22 protein-coding genes and 1 pseudogene are annotated in these 24026 nt (G+C 61.5%); 10 read left to right on the top strand and 13 right to left on the bottom strand.

The window, feature by feature from the left end:
• Positions 1-90 precede the first annotated feature (90 nt).
• A complete protein-coding gene (locus AACH39_RS05695) occupies positions 91-483 on the top strand; it encodes a helix-turn-helix domain-containing protein (protein ID WP_215781966.1) in 393 nt (130 codons plus the stop codon).
• On the opposite strand, the gene AACH39_RS05690 is transcribed toward AACH39_RS05695, so the two are convergent.
• The 3 genes from AACH39_RS05690 to AACH39_RS05680 form a co-directional block, all read right to left on the bottom strand.
• On the bottom strand, positions 464-1678 hold the full coding sequence (locus AACH39_RS05690; RefSeq protein ID WP_338621084.1) for an MFS transporter: 1215 nt from the start codon (positions 1676-1678) through the stop codon (positions 464-466). The genes AACH39_RS05695 and AACH39_RS05690 overlap by 20 nt on opposite strands.
• Positions 1675-2196 (bottom strand): chalcone isomerase family protein, encoded by a 522-nt coding sequence (locus tag AACH39_RS05685; protein ID WP_215781968.1) that lies wholly within the window; start codon positions 2194-2196, stop codon positions 1675-1677. Before AACH39_RS05685 ends, AACH39_RS05690 begins: the two co-directional genes overlap by 4 nt.
• Positions 2197-2266: 70 nt before the next feature.
• Positions 2267-2590 (bottom strand): hypothetical protein, encoded by a 324-nt coding sequence (locus tag AACH39_RS05680; protein WP_338621083.1) that lies wholly within the window; start codon positions 2588-2590, stop codon positions 2267-2269.
• A gap of 126 nt (positions 2591-2716) precedes the next feature.
• Between AACH39_RS05680 and AACH39_RS05675 the strand changes: the two genes are divergently transcribed.
• Positions 2717-3739, top strand: a complete 1023-nt coding sequence (locus AACH39_RS05675; RefSeq protein ID WP_338621082.1) for an AraC family transcriptional regulator — start codon at positions 2717-2719, stop codon at positions 3737-3739.
• Here AACH39_RS05675 and AACH39_RS05670 read toward each other — a convergent pair.
• Both AACH39_RS05670 and AACH39_RS05665 read right to left on the bottom strand, forming a co-directional pair.
• On the bottom strand, positions 3708-4739 hold the full coding sequence (locus AACH39_RS05670) for an alpha/beta fold hydrolase (protein WP_338621081.1): 1032 nt from the start codon (positions 4737-4739) through the stop codon (positions 3708-3710). The two genes, AACH39_RS05675 and AACH39_RS05670, sit on opposite strands and share 32 nt — an antisense overlap.
• Before the next feature lie 123 nt (positions 4740-4862).
• Positions 4863-5750 (bottom strand): LysR family transcriptional regulator, encoded by an 888-nt coding sequence (locus tag AACH39_RS05665; protein WP_338621080.1) that lies wholly within the window; start codon positions 5748-5750, stop codon positions 4863-4865.
• Between the two features lie 95 nt (positions 5751-5845).
• Between AACH39_RS05665 and mdtH the strand changes: the two genes are divergently transcribed.
• From mdtH to AACH39_RS05650, 3 genes are all read left to right on the top strand, one after another.
• Entirely contained in the window at positions 5846-7072 is a 1227-nt protein-coding gene (mdtH, locus tag AACH39_RS05660; protein WP_338621079.1) for a multidrug efflux MFS transporter MdtH, read from the top strand.
• Positions 7073-7202: 130 nt separating this feature from the next.
• Positions 7203-8009 (top strand): ABC transporter substrate-binding protein, encoded by an 807-nt coding sequence (locus tag AACH39_RS05655; protein ID WP_338621078.1) that lies wholly within the window; start codon positions 7203-7205, stop codon positions 8007-8009.
• Positions 8010-8087: 78 nt separating this feature from the next.
• Complete coding sequence (locus AACH39_RS05650; protein ID WP_338621077.1) at positions 8088-8609, top strand: TIGR00645 family protein; 522 nt, start codon at positions 8088-8090, stop codon at positions 8607-8609.
• 87 nt (positions 8610-8696) lie between these two features.
• Here AACH39_RS05650 and AACH39_RS05645 read toward each other — a convergent pair whose 3' ends face one another.
• The 3 genes from AACH39_RS05645 to AACH39_RS05635 all read right to left on the bottom strand — a co-directional run bounded on the left by AACH39_RS05645 (position 8697) and on the right by AACH39_RS05635 (position 11688).
• Positions 8697-9461, bottom strand: a complete 765-nt coding sequence (locus AACH39_RS05645) for a hypothetical protein (protein ID WP_338621076.1) — start codon at positions 9459-9461, stop codon at positions 8697-8699.
• 364 nt (positions 9462-9825) lie between these two features.
• Positions 9826-10326 carry a single-stranded DNA-binding protein gene (gene ssb / locus AACH39_RS05640; RefSeq protein WP_215781976.1) on the bottom strand — a complete coding sequence of 167 codons (501 nt, stop codon included), beginning with the start codon at positions 10324-10326 and terminating at the stop codon, positions 9826-9828.
• Entirely contained in the window at positions 10327-11688 is a 1362-nt protein-coding gene (locus tag AACH39_RS05635; RefSeq protein ID WP_215781977.1) for an MFS transporter, read from the bottom strand.
• A 121-nt stretch (positions 11689-11809) separates the two neighbouring features.
• On the opposite strand from AACH39_RS05635, the gene uvrA reads away from it, so the two are divergent.
• On the top strand, positions 11810-14626 hold the full coding sequence (uvrA, locus tag AACH39_RS05630) for an excinuclease ABC subunit UvrA (RefSeq protein ID WP_338621075.1): 2817 nt from the start codon (positions 11810-11812) through the stop codon (positions 14624-14626).
• 58 nt (positions 14627-14684) lie between these two features.
• Positions 14685-15128, top strand: coding sequence for a VOC family protein (locus AACH39_RS05625; protein ID WP_215781979.1), 444 nt, complete (start codon positions 14685-14687; stop codon positions 15126-15128).
• Between the two features lie 91 nt (positions 15129-15219).
• Here AACH39_RS05625 and AACH39_RS05620 read toward each other — a convergent pair whose 3' ends face one another.
• The 5 genes and pseudogenes from AACH39_RS05620 to AACH39_RS05600 form a co-directional block, all read right to left on the bottom strand.
• Positions 15220-16743 (bottom strand): KTSC domain-containing protein, encoded by a 1524-nt coding sequence (locus AACH39_RS05620; RefSeq protein WP_338621074.1) that lies wholly within the window; start codon positions 16741-16743, stop codon positions 15220-15222.
• A gap of 21 nt (positions 16744-16764) precedes the next feature.
• Positions 16765-17475 carry a hypothetical protein gene (locus AACH39_RS05615; protein ID WP_338621073.1) on the bottom strand — a complete coding sequence of 237 codons (711 nt, stop codon included), beginning with the start codon at positions 17473-17475 and terminating at the stop codon, positions 16765-16767.
• A gap of 73 nt (positions 17476-17548) precedes the next feature.
• Positions 17549-18625, bottom strand: a pseudogene (gene mnmA / locus AACH39_RS05610) (tRNA 2-thiouridine(34) synthase MnmA); the annotation flags it as partial.
• A 49-nt stretch (positions 18626-18674) separates the two neighbouring features.
• On the bottom strand, positions 18675-19139 hold the full coding sequence (locus tag AACH39_RS05605) for an NUDIX hydrolase (protein ID WP_338621072.1): 465 nt from the start codon (positions 19137-19139) through the stop codon (positions 18675-18677).
• A gap of 50 nt (positions 19140-19189) precedes the next feature.
• Complete coding sequence (locus AACH39_RS05600; RefSeq protein ID WP_215781984.1) at positions 19190-20764, bottom strand: YdgA family protein; 1575 nt, start codon at positions 20762-20764, stop codon at positions 19190-19192.
• A gap of 196 nt (positions 20765-20960) precedes the next feature.
• On the opposite strand from AACH39_RS05600, the gene AACH39_RS05595 reads away from it, so the two are divergent.
• From AACH39_RS05595 to AACH39_RS05585, 3 genes are all read left to right on the top strand, one after another.
• Positions 20961-22151, top strand: coding sequence for a fatty acid desaturase (locus tag AACH39_RS05595; RefSeq protein ID WP_338621071.1), 1191 nt, complete (start codon positions 20961-20963; stop codon positions 22149-22151).
• 157 nt (positions 22152-22308) lie between these two features.
• Positions 22309-23481: a PLP-dependent aspartate aminotransferase family protein gene (locus tag AACH39_RS05590; RefSeq protein WP_338621070.1), complete on the top strand. Its 1173-nt coding sequence runs from the start codon at positions 22309-22311 to the stop codon at positions 23479-23481.
• Between the two features lie 46 nt (positions 23482-23527).
• Complete coding sequence (locus AACH39_RS05585; protein WP_215781987.1) at positions 23528-23875, top strand: RidA family protein; 348 nt, start codon at positions 23528-23530, stop codon at positions 23873-23875.
• The last annotated feature ends 151 nt before the right edge of the window (positions 23876-24026 follow it).

Here is a 24026-nt window from a genome sequence, read left to right as displayed (position 1 = left end):
TTCAGCGGTTTGTCAGCATGGTATCTTTTGAATACCAGGTAGCCAAGAAGGCACTTGTGTGTGATTTAGTTACTTTGAGGAAACCACCCCATGAGCGAAAGTGCCTCGTCCTGTCTGTCCTATAACGTGTTCAGCCAGCATTGTCCGGCCCGCATGGTGCTGGACCGCCTGGCGGACAAATGGTCGGTACTGATCATGGAACGCCTGCGTCCGGGCAGCGTGCGCTTTAACCAACTGCGCCGCGATGTCGAGGGGATCTCGCAGAAGGTGCTGTCGCAGACGCTGAAAAAACTTGAGCGGGACGGTCTGATCACCCGCAAGGTGTTCGCCACGGTGCCAGTGACGGTTGAGTACGCACTCACGCCGCTGGGCCGCACGCTGTCCGATACCTTTGCCTCGCTGTCGCACTGGGCCGAACACAATATTCAGGCGGTGCTGGCCGCACAGCGCGAATATGACCGCCTCAATCTGCAGAATGCCTGAGAGGCTTGCCGGGCAGGGACAGCAAGGCCATGGCCTTGAGCAGGCAGGGTAGTCCGGCATAGGCGATGCTCAGTGCCTGCGGCCCCGGCTGCCCGGGCTGATAGCCGGCCTGTGCCAGCAGCGGCAGACTGAGTGCGCTGCCTGCCAGGGCCAGCTTGCCGAGCAGGCTCCAGAGGCCAAAGTAGCCGGCGTGGTGTTCGGTGGCGGGGACCTGCTGACCGATGAGCAATGGCGGCAGCATCAGATCGGCACCCAGGGTCAGCCCGGTCAGCAGGCAGATCAGCCAGTAGATCCAGACCTGTCCTGCCTGCAGCCCCATGGCACCGAGGAAGCCGGCAATGGCCAGCCACATGCTCAGCCGCCATGCCTGCAGTGCGCCCCAGCGCTGACTCAGGCGTATCCACAGCGGCATGCCGAGTGCCCCGGCCAGAAAGTAGCTGCCCAGCAGCCAGCCCGCCGAACCGGCGAGCGCCAGACGGTCTTCAATGAAGAACAGCGCCAGAGTCCCGGCGATCGCGCCGGCCAGGGCATTGCAGCCACAGGGCAGTAGCAGGCGGCGAAATGCCGGGTTGCGCCAGGGTAGGCGCCAGTCGGTGCGCGTCGGCGCGGAAAGCGCCGCATCGGCGGCCGGCCAGTAAAGCGAGGCGAGCAGGCTGAGTGCGCAGAGCAGGACTGCCGCGAGTCGCACCCAGGGGGAGAGGGCGGTGGTCGCCGTCAGCCAGGGAGAAGCCAGACTCATCAGGATGACGCCGAGCAGTCCGCAGCCCTCGCGCCAGGCGGCCGCCTGCAGCTGTCGTGCCGCGGGCAGGGCACTGCCCTGTGCCAGCAGGCAAATGTTCAGCACACTATGGCTGCTGTAGCACATGGCCAGCATCAAACCGAACCACGGCAGCAAGGCCTCGCCGCGCAGCGGCGGAAACCACAGGCCGACGAAACTGCCCATCATCAGGCCGGCCGCCAGATGGCGCAGCCGGTTCAGACGGCCTTTGCCGGCCATGGTGGCCAGCCAGGCACCCAGCCACAGATCCTGCAGCGTGTCCCAGCTGCGCGCCATCATCAGCCAGATGCCCAGCGCCGCGACCGGCAGACCCAGTGCCGTACTGTAGTAGCGCGGCAATTGCAGATAGACCGGCAGCGCCACCATGGCCAGAGGCAGACCCATCAGCCCGTAGCGCAGTCCCGCCCAGCGGTTCATGGCGTGCGACTGCCGAGTAGTTGCTGGCGCAATGGCGGATCACGCGTGGCAGGGGAAAGCCAGATGTCAAAGAAGGCGCGTGCCAGTTCCGGATCATCGATGCGCGAAATCAACTGCTGTTGATTGAAAAAACGACAGCCCTTTTCCGGCTCGTACACGCCGGTCAACTGATCGCCAGGGCGGACGTCGGGCAGGGCTTGCAGCAGACGCTCGCGCCAGGTGGCCAGGCGTTCGCGGTGGTATTTCTGCGGATAGAGCCGGGTGATTTCCTCGATGCTGCTGTCAGCCAGTTGCTGACGACTGATCTGGCGGTGATAGCGCAGCGTCAGCGCAAAGGGCTGACCCGGCCGGTATTGTCCCTGTGGGGCATACAAGGTCGCGTCATAAATCAGCCAGCCGAAATAACGGAATTCGCCGCGCCCGGTCATCCGGGCGTCAGGCAGCAGCGCGCTGACGTCCATGGCTGCCGAGGACGTCAGCGCCCAGAAGCAGCAGATCGCCAGCAAGATTTTTTTCATCCGCGAGATCCTCCGTTTTGTTTCAGCATACAAAGCGGACAGGGAGAAGTCTACTGACCGGTAGTAAAAGTTACTGATCGGTAATGGCGGGCCAGACCTCGTCTTGCCAGCCGGAGGGTAGGGCAGCGGGCAAGATGCAGTTCAGCCCGGGAGCTTGCCAGCGTGCCTGCTGCGCATCAAACCAGAGTTCGCCTTCGGCAAAGTGTCGATATTGTCCGGGCTCAGTTTGCATGGCGAGAAAGGTCAGGACTTGCCATTGTCCGCCAGCCGGACGCCACAGCCAGAAGAAACGTGCCGAGGGCGCCGCCGTGGACGGCACGTCGAGTCGTTTGACTTCCAGCAGGCTGCCGGCCTGTCCGGAGAAACCGTAGAGGGGGGTAAGGGGATAGGGCATGCGGGGCTCTGTGTGAACGGGACGGCAGCATACCAGTCGTCCATCTGGACGGGAAGTTGGATGGAAGCGGGTCCGCGGCGGTGGTAGCATGATTATGTCATTGACCATGGTGTGGAATCTGCAACGATGGCATCGCTTCCTTTGCCCTTTGTGTTGGCGCTTTTGCAAATCCTGGTGTTGCTGCGTTTGTGGCTGGGGCGCCGGCATGAGGCGGTCAACCCGGCCGTGCTGTGGTTTATCGCCGCCTGTGCGCTGTCCTCCGTCATGGTGGGGTGGCGCTGGAGCACGGCCTCGGTGCTAGTCTGGCATTGGCGCTCCATGGTGGCGGCGACTCTGCCGCCCCTGGCCTGGGTGGCTTTTGCCGCGCCGGAACGCCCGCGCTGGCTGCATGGCATACCGGTGCTGCTGATTGCCTTTCAGGCCTGGTTCTGGCGTCCCCTGCTGGATGCCTCGCTGGCGCTGCAGTTTTCTGCCTATGGGCTGGCCTTGTTGTGGCTGGCAACCAAGGGTGAGTTTGCCGGCGTGCGGCTGGAAAGTACGCGTCAGGCGCAGGGTCTGGCCAGTCTGGCCGGTGGTATGTTGCTGATCTCGGGGCTGACCGATCTGGTGCTGGCGCTGGATTTTGGTTTCGCCCATGGCGAGCATGCCCTGCGTGTGGTCAGTGCCGCCAATCTGCTGATGTTGTTGCTCAGCAGTGGCCTGATGCTGATGCTGGATCGTTTGCGTCCGAGCGAGGTGCTGAGCGAGGATGCTGGCCGTTTGCCTGTGGAGGCATCGCCGGCGCCGGATGATCAGGCGCTGATGGCCGCGCTGGCGCAACTGATGCAGCAGCAGCGGCTGTATTGCGACGGCGAGCTGACCCTGCAGCGACTGGCGCGCAAACTGGGGCGTTCGCCGCGCCAGGTGTCGCAGGCGGTCAATCGGGTAAGTGGTTGTCATGTCTCGCAATACATCAACCGTCTGCGCATTGCGGAAGCCTGTCGGTTGTTGTCCGAAACAACCATGCCGGTCACCGAGGTCCAACTGGCGAGCGGTTTTCTCACCAAGTCCAATTTCAATCATGAATTTGCCCGGCAGACCGGAATGTCGCCCAGCGCCTGGCGGCGTCAGGCATCCCTCAGCGCAGGGCCTGCTGCAGAAATGCGCTGATCAGGGCGGCGACCTGGCGGTGAATTGCCTCGCGCGGGCGGTCCCCGGCATCGTGGCAGATGATGCTGTCGTCCGGCTGCTCGCGTGCCAGCAGCTCACTTCCCCCCGGGCGGCACACCTGCATGAAACTGTAATGCAGCGCATCCTCGATGACCTGATAGTGTCGATTGTCACTTGGCAGACTAGCCGCGACATAGCCTGACTCCAGGGCGGCCGGCAAGGCCGGATTCTCGCCACCTGCCGCCAGAATCAGCACAGGCCGGTGCAGGCCCTGCAGACTTTGCGGGGTAAAGCCGCGGGTCACGCCTGGATCCAGTGCCACGGCGGCACGGATGCGGGGGTCGTCCATGGGGGCCGCCAGCGCCTGGCGATCGACCGGCGTTTGGCCGATGGCCAGCGACTGATACAGCTGGCAGGCGATCAGCGCCTTGTGCTGCTGACAATCCTGCTCCATGCGTTCCGGACTGAAGCGTGCCCCGGCCAGTGCCAGGCTGGTCCATCCGCCCAGCGAGTGGCCAATGACCGCGATACGCTGCGGATCAATCCGCGGCGCCCATTGCGGATTCGCCAGCAAGGTATCGAGCAGATGGCGGATGTCCTGTGGCCGGCGCCACAACGTGCGCGCTAGCGCGGGATCCATATGGCGAGTGGTGGTTCCCGGATGGTTGACGGCCGCAACGATATAGCCCTGGCGGACCAGATCGGCGGCCAGCCAGCTTTCATTGGCCCAGTTGCCACCATAACCATGTGACAGCAGGACCAGTGGGTGGGGACCCGGCAGGGGCGAGGCCGATTCGACCACGTCAATGCCGATGAACACGGCATTGTCCGCCACGCGTGTCGTTGGGGCGTCGCTGCTGGCCGGATACCACAGCACGGCCTCGGCGCTGCGTGCCTGTGCCTGGGCGGGCAGGGTGAGTCTTTGCATGCCGGTGACCGGCGCGGCGGAAAGTGCGCTGACCCAGAGCAGGGTCAGCAGGGCGAGCAGGGATTTGTGCATAAGGGCTCTCCTGATGACGGAGTGCTCAGCTTGCCCCGGTCCGGTCCTGCGGGCGACCTGAAACCGGATTGAGGACATGCGGTTGCCGGTTTCAGGACCGCCGGACAGCTTTCAGGTGAGGACTCAGGCATCTGCCGCCAGGGCGCGGGCCGCTTCCAGCACGGTCTGCTTGGCAGTCGACGGTCGTTTGCCGCTGCGGTAGGCCATCATGACCTCCCACAGCCATTCCGGCAGCTCCGGAATCTGCAGGCGGATCAGCCGGCCGGCTTTCAGGTCCTCTCGCACCGACAGCTCGGGCAGGAAAGACAGGAAGCCATGGCTGAACGCCATCTCGCGCGCCGCCGAGGCGGGCTGGATGGCATGAATGGCGCTGCTGTGCAGCCGTACCAGCCAGAGGCGGCGGATCAGCTCTTCGCAAGCCTGTCCCCAGTACTGCGGCGCGATGCGATAGTTGGCAACATCAGCCAGTTTGAGCGGTGCCGCTTGTCGTGCCAGCGGATGATCGGGGGAGACCACCGGAACGATGGGGGAGCGCCACAGCGGTTCTACCTGGACACCGGCGATGGCCGGACATTTCAGTACAAAGCCGACATCGATCTCGCCGGTCAGCACGGTTTGCATGATTTGCGGCGAGTGATCGGTATGGCAGCGAATCTCGAACGGGGCATCGACCAGTCGGAGCAGCAGCGGTCCGAACACCGGCGTGGTCAGCGAGGGCAGGCAGGAGAGATGAATGCGCGGCAGGGGAGGCGCCGCCAGCAGCGCCTCCTGGCCCTGACGGAATGCCGCCAGCGCCTGGCGGGCGGGACCGAGAAACTGTTCGCAGGCGGCGGTGGGGATGGCGCCGCGGCGATGTCGCTGAAACAGGGCGTGACCGAGCTCTGCCTCCAGCACGGCGATGCGCTGGCTGACCTGGGGCTGTGACCAGCCTCGCAGTGCTGCCGCCTGGCTGAAGCTGCCGCGTTCGGCGACATCAATCAGCAAGGCCAGATCGCTTAACGATACTGACATAACGATTCCAGATATTAACTATTCCAAGAAATAGGATTCCATGATATCAGAGCCGCTCCCTATACTGTTCGCATGACAGAATAAGGAGATTGATCATGGCTCATGCCAACCAGGCGCGCCGACGCGGCAAGTGGTTCATCCTGTTTGATAACCTGCTGGTGCTGCTGGGTTTTTACATGGTGGTGCCGATGGTCAGTCTGCATTTTGTTGATCAGTTGGGCTGGGCGGCCGCCAGTGTCGGTCTGGCCCTCGGGGCGCGCCAGCTTACCCAGCAGGGACTGGGACTGTTCGGTGGAATGCTGGCCGACCGCTTCGGCGCCAAGCCGCTGATCATCGGCGGGATGTTGCTGCGGGCGCTGGGCTTTGCCTTGATGGCCGTCGCGCAGGCACCTTGGGTGCTGGTGTTGTCCTGTCTGCTGGCCGGTCTGGGCGGCGTCCTGTTTGACCCGCCACGCATTGCGCTGGTGGCCAAGCTGGTCCGGCCGCGCGAACGCGCCCATTTTTATTCGATCATGATGATGCAGGAGAGCGCCGGCGCGGTCAGCGGTGCTTTACTGGGTTCCTGGCTGCTGCGTTTCGATTTTTTCTGGGTCGGCCTGGTTGGTACCGCCGTGTTCCTGATGGTGGCGCTGGCCAACTGGCTGATCCTCCCTGCCTGGCGCGTCAGTCGTTCACGCACGGCCGCCCCGCTGGCCTCGATGCGTCTGGTACTGGGTGACCGGCATTTCATGCGCTTTGTCCTGACGCTGAGCGGTTATTACATGCTGTATGTGCAGGTGCTGCTGCTGATGCCGATCGTGATGAAGAAGCTGACCGGCAGCATGGCCGCGGTGGGCTGGATGTACACCCTGGAAACCTGTCTGTCGCTGACGCTGCTCTACCCGCTGGCCCGGCTGGGCGAGCGCTGGTTGCGGCGCGAGACCCGTATGTTGATTGGTCTGGCGATGATGTCGCTGTGCTGGGCCAGCATGGTCTGGGTAACCCAGGCACTGCCGGCCTTTCTGGCGCTGGGACTGCTCTATCTCGGCTCGATCATTGTCGAGCCGGCACGGGAGGCCTATGTGGCCGGACTGGCCGACCCGCAGGCGCGTGCCAGCTACATGGGGGCCAGCCGCCTGGGGCTGGCGCTCGGTGGCTCGCTGGGCTATTTCGGCGGTGGCTGGTTGTATGACCTGGGGCAACGTTTGTACAGACCGGGTTTGCCCTGGATGACGCTGGCGCTGGTCGGCGGGCTGACCTGGCTGGCACTTTGGCGCCAGTTCAGGCTGCCGCGCCGGCAACAAGCCGGCACCGCGGCCGTTTCCGGGTGTCCGGTGGCCTGAGCTGGCTGGTCATCATGACTGACATGCCATGATCATTACTGGTGTCCGGCGTCTGCACTGTCTAACATGAGTTACGGACAGTGCGGAGCCATACCGGGCTTGCGCGGTCGTTTTTCGGGGCGCCTTGTCGATGGGCCGTTTGATCTGGCTTTGTCTGATCTGGCTGTGTCTGGCCGTGCCGGCGCGGGCTGCCGGGCATCTGGTCATCCTGACCGAGGATTGGCCGCCGGTAACCTTTGCCAGTGCCGGCAAGGCGGACGGCATGGCCGTGGCCGTGGTGCGCGCGATTCAGCAGCGCATCGGCTCGACCGATCCGATTCTGGTGCAGCCCTTTGCCCGGGGCTATTCGCAGCTGCTCAGCAACCCGAACGTCCTGTTGTTTACCGTCGGCCGCAGCCCGGAGCGTGAACGGCTGATGACTCTGGTCGGTCCGATCGTGGTTTCCAACATCGAGGCCTACTGCCGTCAGGGTAATGCCGCCCGTTACCGCGCCATGGGCGCTGACATGTTCAAGCTGCATACCGGCGCCTACCGCTCGAGCATTTTCCTCTCCACCGCCCGTCAGGCGGGATTCAACGTCACCGACGATGTGGCGACCCCGGAAGCCGTGGCCAATATGCTGCTCAATGGCCGGGTGGATATCTGGGTCGATGGCAGTGTGATCGTGCCTCAGGTCATGAAAACCATCGGCCACGATTACAGCGAGATTGAACCGCTGACCATCCTGCAGCGGCTGGAACTGTTTCTGGCTTTTTCCGCAGGCACCCCAGCCGAGACCATTGCTGCCTGGCAGGAGGGCTTTCGCCAGGTCAAGCAGGATGGCACCTTCGCCCGCATCTACAAGAAATGGTTGCCGCACGAGACCGTACCGATGGAACTGAAGACCATCGGCTTGCCGCCCGGCTCCCTGCCGGTGACGGTGCGGCCGGGGGGCTGAAGGAGCAAAGGAACTGTCGGCATCTTGCCGGGTCTTTCATGGTCGTTTGTCATTGATCATGAAAGAGCCGTGACCCCCATGAAAATGTCCTATCTCGGAAAAGTGATGTTTGCCAGCCGCTGGCTGCAATTGCCGATCTACCTTGGTCTGATTGTGGTGCAGGGGATCTATGCCTATAAGTTTCTCAGTGCGCTGTGGAGCATGCTGATCAATCTGACCAGCCTGAGCGAAACCCAGATCATGCTGACCGTGCTGGGGCTGATCGATGTGGTGATGATCGCCAACCTGCTGCTGATGGTGACGGTGGGCGGTTATGAAACCTTTGTTTCGCGCCTGCGCATCGACGATCACCCCGATCAGCCTGAGTGGCTGGATCATGTCAATGCTTCAGTGCTGAAGGTCAAGCTGTCGCTGGCGATCATCAGCATTTCTTCGATCCACCTGTTGCAGACCTTCATCAATGCCGCACAACTGCCTGACCACACCATCATGTGGCAGTTGCTGCTGCATCTGGCCTTCCTGCTTTCGGCCATCGCCATTGCCTTTACTGATCGCCTGCTGACGCAATCGCATCAGCAGGCAACCCAGGCCGGACATTGATTGGCCTGAAATAAAACGAACGGGGTCAGGTCTTGTTTTTTGCATTTCTGCAAAAAACAAGACCTGACCCCGTTCGTTTTGAGGGGCTTACGGCGCTGGCCTAGCCAGTCGGTTGTAGCAGCGGATTTGCAGGATGACCTTGATCATTTCCAGCCAGGCCAGCAGCACACAGAGTGCCAGGACCAGCAGGTAGTAGCAGGAGCCATTGGCAGGTACCCAGCGGGTCAGGACCGGGTGGCTCAGGGTGGGTAGTTTGTCCAGCAAGCTGAAGCCAAGGCCAAACAGCGTCAGCGGCAGCAGTTGACCCCGACTCAGGCGCCAGGCCACGCCAAAGGGCTGGCTGCGCTGGTCAAGGCGCGCGGGCAAGGCCAGCAGCAACCTGGCGTTGAGCATGCTGGGCAACAAGCCCAACAGGACGGTCAGCACGATCTCTTCTGCCGGGGCCGGCACACCCATTTTCTTGGCCAACTGGCCGAGTGCCACTAGCGGGATGATCAGGAGCATGCTCGCCAGCATGATGGCCACGACCTGTTTGCACATCACCCAGAATGCACCGCGGGTCGTTTGATCGAGGCGATGCAGGCGCCAGGCCTGTGCCGGTTCATCGTGGTACAGACGCATGACGGCGATGTTGATCAGCATGTTGATCAGGGTCAGCAGCAGTAATACCGTCAGCCACGGGAGATTACGGCCACTGCCTTGTGATGCCTGGGCCTGATACAGAAACAGGGGGAGCTCGGTCAACAGTAGTATTCCCCCCGGCAGCCACAGTCGCTGACGTGCTTGCCAGACAAATCGGATGGCGGGAAGGATTTCGGCGAAAAGGGCGAAGCGGCTGGGCTGGGATGGCATAGGGGGCTGATTTTGAAGGGTGGATGAGTGTGATGGGTCAACAGGTGGTCATCGGTTGTCGGTCTTTGCTGCACTCAAGTCAGCTAAGTGTTGATCTTTCTGACAGTCTGTCCAGAGCGCCATGCGTCACCTCAGCCAGTCTTCGTGTGGCAAGTGCAGAACGGGCTCAATCATGGCGGGATCCTCGCTGAAGGAACCTAAGACCTGAGGCGATTGGACGCAGCACGCTGCAAAACGTTCGTGCTTGTCAGTGAGGGGGCCAGTTGGACTATCCGGAAAAATGACTTGCCTGGTTTTCTGTTGAGATTAAAAAAAGCCAAGCTACATGAATAGCTTGGCTTTTGTTCAGACGAAAGACTGGAGGTCAGAACGGAATATCGTCGTCGATATCATCCAGCTTCGGTGCCGGGCGCGATTCCTGGCGGCGCGGTGCGGCCGGGGCGGCAGCCGGTGCCGGCGGGGCGTCGTTGCGGCCACCCTGATAGCCGTAATCGTCACCGCCGTCCATCGGGGCGCTGCCGCCGCCGCTCTTGCCACCCAGCATTTGCATGCGGTCACCGCGGATTTCGGTGCTGTAGCGGTCCTGGCCGGTTTCCTTGTCCTGCCACTTGCGGGTGCGGATGGAACCTTCAACGTAGACCTGCGAGCCCTTTTTCAGGTACTGCGAGGCCACTTCGGCGGTTTTGCCGAAGAACACCACGCGGTGCCATTCGGTTTGTTCCTGACGCTGGCCGGACGATTTGTCCATCCAGCTGTCGGTGGTGGCGATCGACAGGGTGGCGATCGCGTCGCCGGACGGCATGTAGCGCACTTCCGGGTCGCGGCCGAGATTGCCGACGAGAATCACTTTGTTGACGGACGCCATTTACTTGGTCTCCTGAATCAATTGTTGTACCGAGGCTTCGTCCCAGTCCTGCTGGGACACCTTGAGGTAGGCCACGCGTTCTTCCAGCATGACGACCGCTTCCTTGACGCCGCGCTGCAGTGCCAGCATGCGCGACAGCTCGCGCGGGTTGCCGCGCCAGTGTTCGCCGATATGGAACATCATCGACTTGACCGGCTCCGGCGGCACCATGGTCAGCGCCATGATCAGCCAGGCCAGCATCATCAGACCGGTGAAACTGAATACCCCGGTGCTGCCGAAATGCGTGTACAGCAGACCGCCGGCGGCGGCGCCGAGGAACAGGCCGAAAGATTGGGCGGTATTATACACGCCAATTGCCGTGCCTTTGGCATCCGCCGGAGCAATCTTGGAAATGATCGACGGCAGGGTGGCTTCGAGAATGTTGAAGGCCACGAAGTAAGCGCCGAGCCAGGCCACGATCCACCAGAACGAGGTCAGGGCAAAGGCCATGCCCAGCTGGGCCAGGGTCATCAGCGCAATGGCGCCGACAAACACCTGCTTCAGCTTGTGGCGGGTTTCGCCATAGATGATGGCCGGCACCATCAGCATGAAACCGCCAAGGGTGACGGGCAGGTAGACCTGCCAGTGGTGCTGCTTGTCGAGGTGGCCGGTGCTGATCAGGGCGAAGGGGATGACCACGAACATGGCCATCTGTGCGCCGTGCAGGGCAAAGATGCCGAAGTTGAGCCGCAACAGCTGCGGGTCTTTCAATACCTCCATCAGCCGGCTGGTATTGGTTTCGGTGTCAGAGTGAAAGCGCGAGATGACCGGGTCCGGAATGATGTACTTGACCCCGATCATGGCCATCAGGGTCAGCAGGCCGGTCAGGGCAAAGATGCCATTGACGCCGATCCAGTGCGCCAGCAGCGGGCCGAGCACCAGACTGACGGCGAAGGTGGTGCCGATGCTCATGCCGATCATGGCCATGGCCTTGGTGCGGTTTTCTTCGCGGGTCAGGTCGGCCAGCAGGGCGGTGACCGCCGCAGAGACGGCGCCCGAGCCCTGGATGACCCGGCCGACGATCAGCCAGCCGATGGTGTGGGCCTCGGCGGCGACAAAGCTGCCCAGGGCAAACAGCACCAGGCCGAAATAGATCACCCGCTTGCGACCGATGCGGTCGGACAGCATGCCGAAAGGCAACTGCAACAGGGCCTGGGTCAGGCCGTAGCTGCCGAGCGCAATGCCGATCCAGGTCGGGCTGTCGGCACCGGGCAGGGTCTTGGCATACAACGCGAATACCGGAAGGATCAGGAACATGCCCAGCATGCGCAGGGCATAAATGCCAGCCAGACCGAGGCTGGCGCGTAGTTCAAGCGGATTCATGTGTATTGGGGTAGTTCTGCGGTTATTCACATTACAAAAATGATGCTCATCCAAGATGCAGGTGGAGTTAGGGTCCACAAGTCGGGTATATTATCAGGTTCTCCGATCCTGTGAGTGAGGCATGGAAACCATTCGCATACGTGGCGCCCGAACCCACAATCTCAAGAACATCAATCTCGACCTGCCACGGCACCAGTTAATCGTCATTACTGGTTTGTCCGGCTCAGGCAAGTCGTCGCTGGCGTTCGATACCCTGTATGCCGAGGGGCAGCGCCGCTATGTCGAGTCGCTGTCGGCTTACGCCCGTCAGTTCCTGCAGCTGATGGAAAAACCCGATGTCGACCTGATCGAGGGCCTGTCGCCGGCGATCTCGATCGAGCAGAAAGCCACCAGCCACAATCCGCGCTCCACCGTCGGCACGGTGACGGAAATTCATGACTACCTGCGTCTGCTGTTTGCCCGTGTCGGCGACCCGCACTGTCCGGAACATGGCGTGCCGCTGTCGTCGCAGACTGTGTCGCAGATGGTGGATCATGTGCTGGCCATGCCGGCCGAGTCGCGGGTGATGATCCTGGCGCCGGTGGTGATGGGGCGCAAGGGCGAGAACCTTGACCTGTTCGAGGAGCTGCGCGCCCAGGGTTTCGTGCGCGTGCGCGTCGATGGCGAGGTGCTGGAGCTGGACAATGTACCCAAGCTCGACAAGAACAAGAAGCACACCATTGAAGTGGTGATCGACCGCATCAAGGTGCGGCCGGACATGCAGCAGCGACTGGCGGAAAGTTTCGAGACGGCGCTGCGTCATGCCGAAGGCCGGGCGATTGCCGTGGAGATGGATAGCGGGGCCGAACACTGGTTCTCGGCCAAGTTTGCCTGCCCGGTGTGCTCCTACAGTCTGCCGGAGCTGGAACCGCGACTGTTCTCGTTCAATAACCCGATGGGCGCCTGTCCCAAGTGCGACGGCCTGGGCGAGCTGACCTTCTTCGACCCGCGCCGGGTGGTGGCGCATCCGGAGCTGAGTCTGGCCTCCGGTGCCATCAAGGGCTGGGACAAGCGCAATCAGTTTTATTTCCAGATGCTGCAGTCGCTGGCCAGCCATTATGGTTTCGACCTCGACCTGCCGTTTGAAGTGCTGCCGGAAAAGGTGCGCCATGTGGTGCTGCATGGTTCGGGGCGCGACAGTATCGAATTCATGTATATGTCGGAGCGCGGCACGCGTTTCGCCCGCAGCCATCCGTTCGAGGGCATCTTGCCGAATCTGGAGCGCCGCTATCGCGAGACCGACTCCAGTGCCGTGCGCGAGGAGCTGTCGAAGTATCAGAACAATCAGACCTGCCCGCACTGCCAGGGCACGCGCCTGCGTACCGAAGCGCGCCATGTGCTGGTGGCTGGCCGCACCTTGCATGACATCAACCAGATGTCGCTGCGCGAGGCAGAGGACTTTTTCCTTGGTCTGGCCTTCAGCGGTCAGAAACAGGCGGTGGCGGAGAAGATCGTCAAGGAAGTGCGCGAGCGTGTTTCCTTCCTGAACAACGTCGGTCTGGATTATCTGTGCCTGGCGCGTTCCGCCGATACCCTGTCCGGTGGCGAGGCGCAGCGTATCCGGCTGGCCAGCCAGATCGGCTCCGGCCTGACCGGGGTGATGTATGTGCTGGACGAACCGTCCATCGGGCTGCACCAGCGGGATAATGACCGCCTGCTGGCGACACTGGTGCGTCTGCGCGACCTGGGCAACAGCGTGATCGTGGTGGAGCACGACGAGGATGCCATCCGCAGTGCCGACTATGTGGTCGACATGGGGCCGGGGGCCGGCGAACATGGTGGCGAGGTGCTGGTGGCCGGTACGCCGGCCGAGGTGGCCGCCTGCGATCAGTCAGTGACCGGGGCCTTCCTGTCCGGTCGACGTCGCATCGCCCAGCCGTCCGAGCGTCGTCCGGTCAATCCGGATCGCGTGCTGCGTCTGATCGGCGCCAGTGGCAACAATCTGCAGGATGTGACGCTGGATCTGCCGCTGGGCATGCTGGTGTGTATTACCGGCGTCTCCGGCTCCGGCAAATCGACGCTGATCAACGACACCCTGTACAAGATTGCCGCGCGCGAACTGAATGGCGCCAGCGAGGAGCCGGCACCGTATCGCGAGATCGAGGGGCTGCAGCACCTGGACAAGGTGATCAATGTGGACCAGAGCCCGATCGGCCGCACGCCGCGCTCGAATCCGGCCACCTATACCGGCCTGTTTACGCCGATCCGCGAGCTGTTTGCCGGGGTGCCGATTGCGCGCGAGCGAGGTTATGGCCCGGGCCGTTTCTCGTTCAACGTCAAGGGCGGGCGCTGCGAGGCCTGCCAGGGCGATGGCGTGATCAAGGTCGAGATGCACTTCCTGCCGGATATTTACGTGCCGTGCGATGTCTGCCATGGCAAGCGTTACAACCGCGAAACGCTGGAAGTGCGCTACAAGGGCAAGAACATCACCGAAGTGCTGGAAATGACCGTCGAACAGGCGCTGGAATTCTTCAGTGCGGTGCCGACCGTGGCGCGCAAGCTGCAGACGCTGATGGACGTCGGTCTGGGCTATATCCGCCTGGGCCAGTCGGCCACCACGCTGTCCGGCGGCGAAGCGCAGCGGGTCAAGCTGGGGCTGGAGCTTTCCAAGCGCGATACCGGCCGCACCCTGTATATCCTGGATGAGCCGACCACCGGTCTGCATTTCCACGATATCGATCTGTTGCTGCAGGTGCTGCACCGTCTGCGCGAAAACGGCAACACGGTGGTGGTGATCGAACACAATCTGGATGTGATCAAGACCGCTGACTGGCTGATCGATCTCGGTCCGGAGGGCGGAGGTGGCGGTGGCCGCATTCTGGCCGCCGGTACGCCGGAGCAACTGGCGGCGCATCCGCAAAGTCACACCGGGCGCTATCTGGCGCCTATGCTGAAGTAAGCGCGACGGGGCGGGGGCCCCGTTGTGGCTGCGGCACAGAAAAGCAAAAAGGAACAGCATGTTGTCGTTAGGAAAGATTGACCATATCCATATCGGCGTCACCGATGCCGCCAAGGCCATCGGCTGGTATCAGCGCGTTCTCGGGCTGAACCCGGATCCGCGCTATCGCCAGCTGCAGGATGAACCGCATGCGACCACCATGCTGGCCAATCCGAGCGGTACGGTACGCTTTGCCGTCAGCCAGTCCGAGACGCCGACCAGCCTGCCGGGCTCGGTGGCCTTCGTGGTCAGCGGTCAGGATTTTCTGGAGTGGATCGACCGTCTGGCCAGCGAGCGGGTGACCAGCCGCGAGGGGCTGACCATCGCGCGCGATTCGGTGCGCGACCATCATTTCTTCTGCTCGATTTCTTTCGTGGATCCGTTCGGCAATCCGTTCGAGATCGTCAGCTACGACCACACCTGGCTGGTCGGCAAACTCAAGCTGGTCAACGCTTCGGCTTAAGCTTCCGTCGAGGATCAGAACGGGGTCAGGTCTTTCATTTTGCATTTCACGCAAAATGAAAGACCTGACCCCGTGTTTTCACTTGTTCTGTTTAGGGTGTCTCAGACAGGGTGTGCTGTGAAATCCGTACCTCGCGAGTCCTGGCGTAGGGGTATCGGCTGCGAATGTTGCGGTTGAAGAACTGCCCTTTGGAGGGGCTCGCCAGGAAGTCCTGATAGATCTGTCGCGCAACAAGATAGTATTCGTACTGACTGCCATTCACGAAGCGGACGAAGAGGATCTGGCTGTCGGCATCGTGGCAGATCCGGCTGATGCTGCTGGAAGTCAGACTGGTGCATGAACCAGAATCCGGGCGCCAGCTTGTCCTGTTTCTTTTGTAATACCCCATGTCGACATCCTCGGTGCTGCTGAAGACCTCGGTGGACCCATGCCATTCGGCGTAGTGGTCCCTGTGGCATTGCCGTATGGCGTCGTAGGAGCGGATCAGGGAAGTAAAGCGCCCGGCCTGCTCGTGGGTGATATTGACTCGCCCATCTCGGCGATCCCAGCGGACAGTGAGGCCCTCTGCCGTCGTTTCCAGCGTGCCGTCCGCCTGTCGCTGCGGGACCCACAGGCGCATGCCGGCGGGCAATCTGCGCTCCTGGCCCGGATTCAGGCCATTGGCCGCACGCAAATCGTCCAGCGTGATCAGGTTGCCGCGTGACCGCTCAACCACCATTATGTCGGACAGGGTGCCACCGCTGAGCAGTTCGACCTCGTGCTCGGCATGGCGCCGGATCAGGGTGGAGGACGGCGGGCGGGGGGTGGGCTCGGTGGGGGTGAATGCCTCCGCTGCGGGGGGCTGCGCTGGTGCGGGGGACGAAGCAGGCGATGCGGTGACTTCCCCGTAGCGGTGGTTGTTAAAGCGCTCGCCGATGCGCGCGGCGTTGCCGATGTGGTCATCCCCGGCTGCGCTTTTTGCGCCTGGCTTAGGGCGATACCTGCCATGTTTTTGTATTTGTTGTTGTCTTCTTTCCTCGATGACTTTGGGTCCCATGTTGTAGTAGGTCAGATAAATACCGTCTTTTATATGCTGAGGGTGTTGTCCCCATTCCTCAGGGTCAGCATGTTGCGTCATGTATTGCTGGGCTTCTTGCAACATCAGGCCGGCGATTGCCGGGGCTGCGGAGCCGTCGAACAGCGCATCGGCCAGTACCTTGTAGTCCTCAAGATAGTGACGCACTTGCAGCGGATCCTGTCCGGGTGGTGTGGCGCGTGCGTAATCCTCCAGCAGGCGGATCGCCGTCCCCAGCTTGATATTGAAGGGGCCGATATCGTTGAGCACCGGGTTGAACTTGTCCCAGGTGCTGTGACGGTCCAGCTTGTCCTGTTGTTTTGCCAAGGCATAGCTCTGTTTCAACAGCCAGTGGTTGCGTCCGCTGAATCGGGTCCACTGGTCGCCGAGGTAGTTCTTCAGGCTGTCCTGCCGATAAGCGTGGTTCTCCTCTACCAGGGCGCCGAAGAGGGCTTCGGGGGTGATGCCCAGAATCGTGGCAGCACGGCGGATCGGAGCGTTGAACGTATCGACAAAATCCATGGCGGCTTGATCGTACAGGGTGACTTTGGTTTCTGACATGATGCTCTCCTTTTAGTGGGTTCAGGGCAGGGTGTAATGAGGTTCCAGCAACAGGTACCAGCCATCGCCAAGTGGCCGAAATGCACACACTTCCTGGGGGTAGGTCGCTGCAAGTTGTTCGGGGAGAGGGCGGTCGAGTGCGGTGCTTTGATACTGGCATTCAAGACGCATGGCTTGATCGCGCTCTGCGGGATAGAAATCATCGACTCCGACTGATGCAGGGGGGAGTAATGGTGGGATGTACACCAGACGCTTGCGCCAGGATGCAATCTGACTATTGGTATTGCGCCACCAGTCTGATTCGTAATAAGGCAGGGTGAATAGCCACATATAGCAACCACGAGGGCAGTTGTGGGATTGGGCGTAGATCGAATTGGGTAGCCAATACATACGAATGAAGTGGACACCAATCTGACGACCAATCAGCTCACAGGCATCGTAAGGCTCAAGCGGAATACCCTGGGTACAATGCCCTGCAAGATCAAGCGCCACCATCTGCGCCAACTGCTGCCGATGACGTGTCCAGAAAGCGATCACCTCGGCATCGGTGGGCGGGCCGGTGTAAAAGCGCCTGAATTTGGCGAAGTCACTTTGAACGGCTAGCCAGCCAGTCGGGCTGAAGCCGTGTTTGTACAGGCTATGGCCGATATCGGTGGCGAAGTCGTATAGCCGCAGCCAGCTGCAGAGCAAGACGGCGGCCAGGAAGAACAGACAGTGGCGAAGTCGGCGCATGGTCACCTCGAAAAGAGGTGACTATGCGGTCAGATAGGGCGGCGGGGAAGGGCGCGCGGTTTGGGGCCGGGAATCAGACGATGATGCCGCCGCCAAGGCAGATGTCGCCCTGGTAGAGTACGGCCGACTGGCCGGGGGTGACGGCCCACTGGGCGTCGCGGAAGGTCAGGCTGGCCTGGCCGTCGGCGACGGCAGACAGACTGCACGGTGCGTCGGGCATGCGGTAGCGGTTTTTGGCGCTGTAGTCGCCGGCGGCCGGGGCACCGTCAAGAGTCCAGCTCAGATCGGCCATCTGCAGGGTGTGCTTGAGCAGCAGTGGATGGTCGTGCCCCTGCACCACGATCAGCCGGTTGCCCGGAATGTCCTTGCCGGCCACGAACCACGGTTCGCCCAGCCCGCCGATGCCCAGTCCTTTGCGCTGTCCGAGCGTGTAGTACATCAGCCCCATGTGTTCGCCCATCACCTTGCCTTCCGGGGTGATCATCTCGCCCGGGCTGGTGGGCAGGTAGCGCTGGAGGAATTCGCGGAAGGGGCGTTCGCCGATGAAGCAGATGCCGGTGCTGTCCTTCTTGGCGGCGGTCGGCAGGCCCGCCTCATGGGCCAGACGGCGCACTTCGCTCTTGCGGATCTCGCCCAGCGGGAACATGGCCCTGGACAACTGCGACTGGTTCAGGCGGTAAAGGAAGTAGCTTTGGTCCTTGGTCTCGTCCACGGCCTTTTGCAGGTAGTGCAGACCGTCGATTTCCGCCTTGCGGGCGTAGTGGCCGGTGGCAATGCAGTCGGCGCCCAGCTGCATGGCGTAGTCGAGGAAGGCCTTGAACTTGATCTCGGCATTGCACAGCACGTCCGGGTTGGGTGTGCGGCCGGCAGAGTACTCGGCCAGGAAGTAGGAGAAGACGCGATCCTTGTATTCCTTGGCAAAGTTGACGATCTCCATGTCGATGCCGACGATGTCGGCCACCGACAGCGCATCCAGCGAGTCCTGCTTGATCGAGCAGTATTCGCCATCGTTGTCGTCTTCCCAGTTCTGCATGAAGACGCCGATGACCTCATGGCCCTGCTGCTTGAGCAGCCAGGCGGTCACAGAGGAATCCACGCCGCCCGACATGCCGACGACAATGCGCTTTTTACCCGTCACGGGAACTTCCTTCCTGCAAGAATGCTTTTAAAAACCGTACATTATACCCTGAAAGGGATAATTACGGGAATCGGGTCAGGCCCAGTGTCTGGATCAGGCTCAGCGGGTAGCGTTGCCCGCTCAGGTAGTCTTCGATGCAACGGATCACGGTCGGGCTGCGCCACGCGTTCTGCCGTGCGCGGACTTCTTCCGGGCTCAGCCACAGGGCTTCGAGGATGCCATGATCGAGTACCGGGTCCGGGTTCTGCTGGTTTGCCCGGCAGATGAAGGCAAAGCGCAGGTAAGTGATACGACCGTCGGCTGACGGGGCCTGGTAGATGCCAAGCAAGGCTTCCGGCGTGACCTGCCAGCCGGTTTCTTCCAGTGCCTCTCGTACCACGGCCTGCTCCAGGCTCTCGCCCTGCTCGAGGTGGCCGGCCGGCTGGTTATAACGAATGCCGTCCACGGTTTGTTCCCTGACCAGCAGGAAGCGGCCATCGCGTTCAATCACGGCGGCCACGGTGACATGCGGCTTCCAGCGTTCCATGCGTTCTCCGGTATGGACCATGAAGAAAGGGGGCTGACGCCCCCTTGGTGTTATTTGGCGGAGCCGCCTGGCCCGGCGGGGTCGTCTTTTTCTTCCCAGGGCAGCGCGACGCGCTTGTGGCTGACGCTCAGCGCACCGTCATGGTAGTCGATGCTGGTGTTGATCTGGCCCTTGTTGACCTGGATGAAGCCCTGGTCTGCCCACTGTGCCAACTGGCTGTCGAGCAGGTTTTTCGCCAGATCGTCAATCTCGTTGAGGTTGGGCTGATCTTCGGCGCTCTGGTCGACGGTGAAGAGGTTACGTGCCTGGGTGACCACCAGGTTTTCCAGGGTCTGACGCGGCAGTGAGACGCTGGCCGCCACCTGGAAGCGCCTGAGCACCTGCAGGGGATCCTTCAGGTCGGCTTCGCGGAAGCCCTTGAGCGCCAGCTGTCCCTTGAGGGTGGCTTCGCCGCTCGGCATCTTCAGATAGAAGTCGTTGACCACCAGGCGCGGGTCGTTTTCCAGCAGCGGAATGCCGTACTTCTTGATCGTGCTGATGTAGCTCTTGCGCAGGGTGGCGGCATCCATGCCTTCGATCGGCAACTGCGAGATGGCCTGATCCAGCTTGACCAGTGTCGGGCCGTGCAGGTGGTTGGCGGACACATCCAGACGCATCGGACCATAGACCTGGTCGTTGTAGCTGAAGGTGTCAAAGCCCAGCTTGCCGCGCGAGTTGATGTACGGATCTTCTTCCGAGGTGACGATCTGGTAGTGCAGACCCTTGAGGGTGACGCTCGACGGTTTGAACTCGCCCGACGGATTGATGAATTCGCCGACATGCATGCGCGTCAGCAGATAGACCAGATCGTTGAGCTTGATGCTGTAGGGGATGCTGTCCTTCCAGTTGAGCTGCACATTGCTGACGGTCAGTTCGCTGGTGCCGAGCTTGACGCCGGTGCTGCCCGGGCGGATGTCGGACACATAGCGCACGCCGTCGAAGTGGATGGTGCCCTTGCTGGCTGCCTCGAGCGAGAACGAGGGTGAATTGGCCTCGGTCTGGTATTGCTTGAAGCCTTGCTGGTAGTCAACGGCCAGGCTGAAGCCCTTCCATTTGACCTTGACGCCCGACAGGGCCTCTTCGTAATCGAAGGCCGGGATGTCGACCTTGAGTTCACCGCCACCGCCAAAGCCCAGGCGGTTGACCACCGTGATCGGCTCCTTGTCACCGAAGAACAGCGCCAGGGTCTTGCGGGTGCTGTCGCTCATGTCGAAGCGGGTGGTGACCAGGGCGCGCGCCGGACGCAGGTCGAAGCTGCCCAGTCCGGGGAAGGGGCCGTGCTTGACCGTGTTGGTGAAGCGGATGGTGGCGCCGAGCATCGGACGGATGTTGTCCGGCAGCATGCCTTCATACGGACCGGTCAGGCGACGGTTGAACACCAGTTCGGTGGTTTCCTGCGAGGAGAACCAGCCGCGTTCGTAGGTGTGCGACTTCACCTTGAACAGCGGCAGGCTGGCCAGCATGCGGTGCTGTTGTTCGAGGGTGTCTTCGGCCTTGATGCCGGCCCAGTAGGCAGCGCCACCATAGAGAACGAACAGACCGCCCAGTGCGGCTGCGGCGAAAGTCAGGCGTTGTTTTTGCAACACAGGATCTTTTCTGAAGTAAGTGGTAATCAGGGGCTAATGGTACACCAGTGCGCCGATGCAATGAACCCGCACTTTCAAGGTTCTGACAAATCAGGCGCTTTTCGCTATCATGGAGTAAAAATACTAAACAAGAATCATTCGCTGCAAACCTTTTTGTCCTGATTTTTACTCCCAAGTCTCGAGGAACCTGATAAGCATGACCGCAATTTTTTCTGGTCTGATCGACCTGCCCTGGTGGGGCTATGTGATTGCCGCACTGGCGCTGACCCACGTCACCATCGCCTCGGTGACGATCTTCCTGCACCGCCACCAGGCGCACCGCGCGCTGGACCTGCATCCGCTGGTCAGCCATTTCTTCCGCTTCTGGCTGTGGCTGACCACCGGCATGGTCACCAAGGAGTGGGCGGCGGTGCACCGCAAGCACCACGCCCGCTGCGAAAGCGCCGATGATCCGCACAGCCCGGTGGTGTATGGCATCAAGCGCGTGCTGTTTACGGGGGCCGGCCTGTATCGCATTGCCTGCCGCAACCGTGACGACATCGAAAAGTACGGTCACGCCACGCCGGATGACTGGATCGAGCGCAAGCTGTACACCGCGCACAATGGCAAGGGTATTTTCCTGATGCTGGGCATCGATCTGCTGCTGTTCGGTCTGCCGGGCCTGCTGATCTGGGGTGTCCAGATGATCTGGATTCCGCTGTTTGCCGCCGGGGTGATCAACGGCATCGGTCATTACTGGGGGTACCGCAATTTCGAGTGTGAAGATGCCTCGACCAATATTTTCCCCTGGGGCATCCTGATCGGTGGCGAAGAACTGCACAACAACCACCACACATTCGGCACCTCGGCCAAGCTGTCGCATAAATGGTTCGAGTTCGATATCGGCTGGATGTATATCCGCATGATGTCGGCGGTTGGTCTGGCCAAGGTGCGCAAGGTTGCGCCGAAGCTGCAATGCAAAGGCTCGCTGTTGCCGATGGATGCCGAGCGCCTGCAGGCGATTGTGGCCAATCGCTATGCGCTGGCGGCTCGTTTCGCCCGCGAGCTGGCGTCGGCCTGCCAGGATGAACTGCTGCGGGTGCGCGATGCCCTGCCGGAGTTGCAGGCCGCCGATCTGCCGGCCAAGTTCAAGCGCTGGCTGAAGCAGGAAGCCCAGCAGACTCCCGAGGAAGAGCGTCAAGAGCTGCAGCAGCTTCTGGCCAACAGCCCGCTGGCAGCCAAGGTCTACGCCATGCGCCAGGAGCTGAGTCGCGTCTGGCTGCGCTCCAACCTGACGCGCGAGCAACTGCTGCTGGAACTGCATGACTGGTGCGCTCGTGCCGAAGCCAGCGGCATTGCCGCGCTGGAGCGCTTTGCCTTCGATCTGCGCCGCGTCGCGCTGGCCTGATTGGGGCATGGACATAAAAAACCGCCTCGGTGCTGCCGAGGCGGTTTTTTTCTTGTCCGGGGATTTGGTTATATGGATATTTCCGATAGTTGCTTTTCAATAAAATAACCAAAGGTTATATTAAATCCCATTCTAATGCTGTTGCCCGGGATGCCCCATGACTGACTTCCACACCCTCTCCATCACTGCCGGACTGTTGTCCGATCCGTTTGCCGATCCCTATGGTGCGGTGGTGCCCCCCATTTATGCCACCTCAACCTATCGCCAGTACGGCCCGGGTGAACATACCGGTTACGAATACTCGCGGTCGCAGAATCCCACGCGCCAGGCGCTGGAGCGTGCCGTGGCCGAGCTGGAAGGCGGGGCGCAGGGCTATGCCTTTGCCTCCGGGCTGGCGGCGATTGCCACGGTGCTGGATCTGTTGCCCGCCGGCAGTCATGTTGTGGCGGTGAATGATCTGTATGGCGGTACTTTCCGCCTGTTCGAAAAAGTACGCGGCATCAGCGCCAATCTGACGGTCAGCTATGCGCCAGCCGACGATGTGGCTGCGCTGGCCGCGGCGATTCGTCCGGAAACGCGCCTGTTGTGGATTGAAACGCCGTCCAACCCGCTCAATCAGTTGGTGGATCTGGCAGCCGTCGGCAAGCTGGCGCGTGAGCGCGGCCTGCTGTCGGTGGTGGATAACACCTTTGCCTCACCGGTGGTGCAGCGTCCGCTGGATTATGGTTTTGACATCGTGCTGCATTCGGCGACCAAATATCTGAATGGTCATTCTGATGTGGTTGCCGGTGTGGCCGTGGTGGGCAAGGACCGTCCGGAACTGGCAGAAAAGCTGGCCTATCTGCATAACGCCACCGGCGCGGTCCTGGATCCGTTCCCCAGTTTTCTGGTGACGCGTGGCTTGCGTACGCTGGCCTTGCGCATGGAGCGGCATAACGCCAATGCCCTGGCACTGGCGCGCTGGCTGGAGACGCACCCTGCGGTGGAAAAGGTGCTGTATGCCGGCCTGGAAAGTCATCCGCAGCATGAGCTGGCACGACAGCAGATGAAGGGTTATGGCGGTGTGGTGTCGTTCTATCTGAAGGGGGATGAGCAGGCGGTGCGTCGCTTCCTGGCCGGCCTCAAGCTGTTTACCCTGGCGGAAAGCCTGGGCGGGGTGGAGAGCCTGGTGTGCCACCCGGTCACCATGACCCATGCCGCGGTGGATCCGGCTCACCGGCAGAAAATCGGCCTGACCGACAATCTGCTGCGTTTGTCGGTCGGCATCGAGGGGTTGGAAGATCTGCGCAGTGATCTGGCGTCCGCGCTGGATCGTGCCTTGGCCGCTTAATGACGCTAGAATCGGGCTGTCCCATTCACTTTTTCAGGAGCATCGCGTGACGATTTACCGCCATCAACCGGGTCCCCGTCTGTCCGAAGCCGTTGTGGTCAACGGTCTGATCTTCCTTGCCGGTCAGGTGCCGGGCAATACCGATGCCGATGCCACGGCGCAAACCGCCGATGTGCTGGCCCAGATCGACGCGCTGCTGGCCGAGTTGGGCAGTGACAAGAGCAAGATTGTCGATACGACGATCTTTCTGGCCGATCTGGCCGACTATGACGCCATGAATGTGGCCTGGGATGCCTGGGTGCCGGCCGGCCATACGCCGGCACGCGCCACCGTGCAGGCCAAACTGGCCAAGCCGGAGTGGAAGGTGGAGATCAAGCTGGTCGCGGTTCGATAAGAGGCCGCCGACTGTATTGGTTAAAACCCCGGTTAGCCGGTAATGCCGTTCACTTAGGGAAGGTCTGAACAAGCCGACATTTTGCTGATCAGACCACCCTGATTTGTCCGACGATTGGGAAACAAACCGGATTTGGGCGTGTACTGAATTT

The organism is Paludibacterium flexuosum (assembly GCF_037076605.1).
Classification (GTDB): Bacteria; Pseudomonadota; Gammaproteobacteria; order Burkholderiales; family Chromobacteriaceae; genus Paludibacterium.
This window is presented reverse-complemented; position numbering and strand designations above follow the sequence as displayed.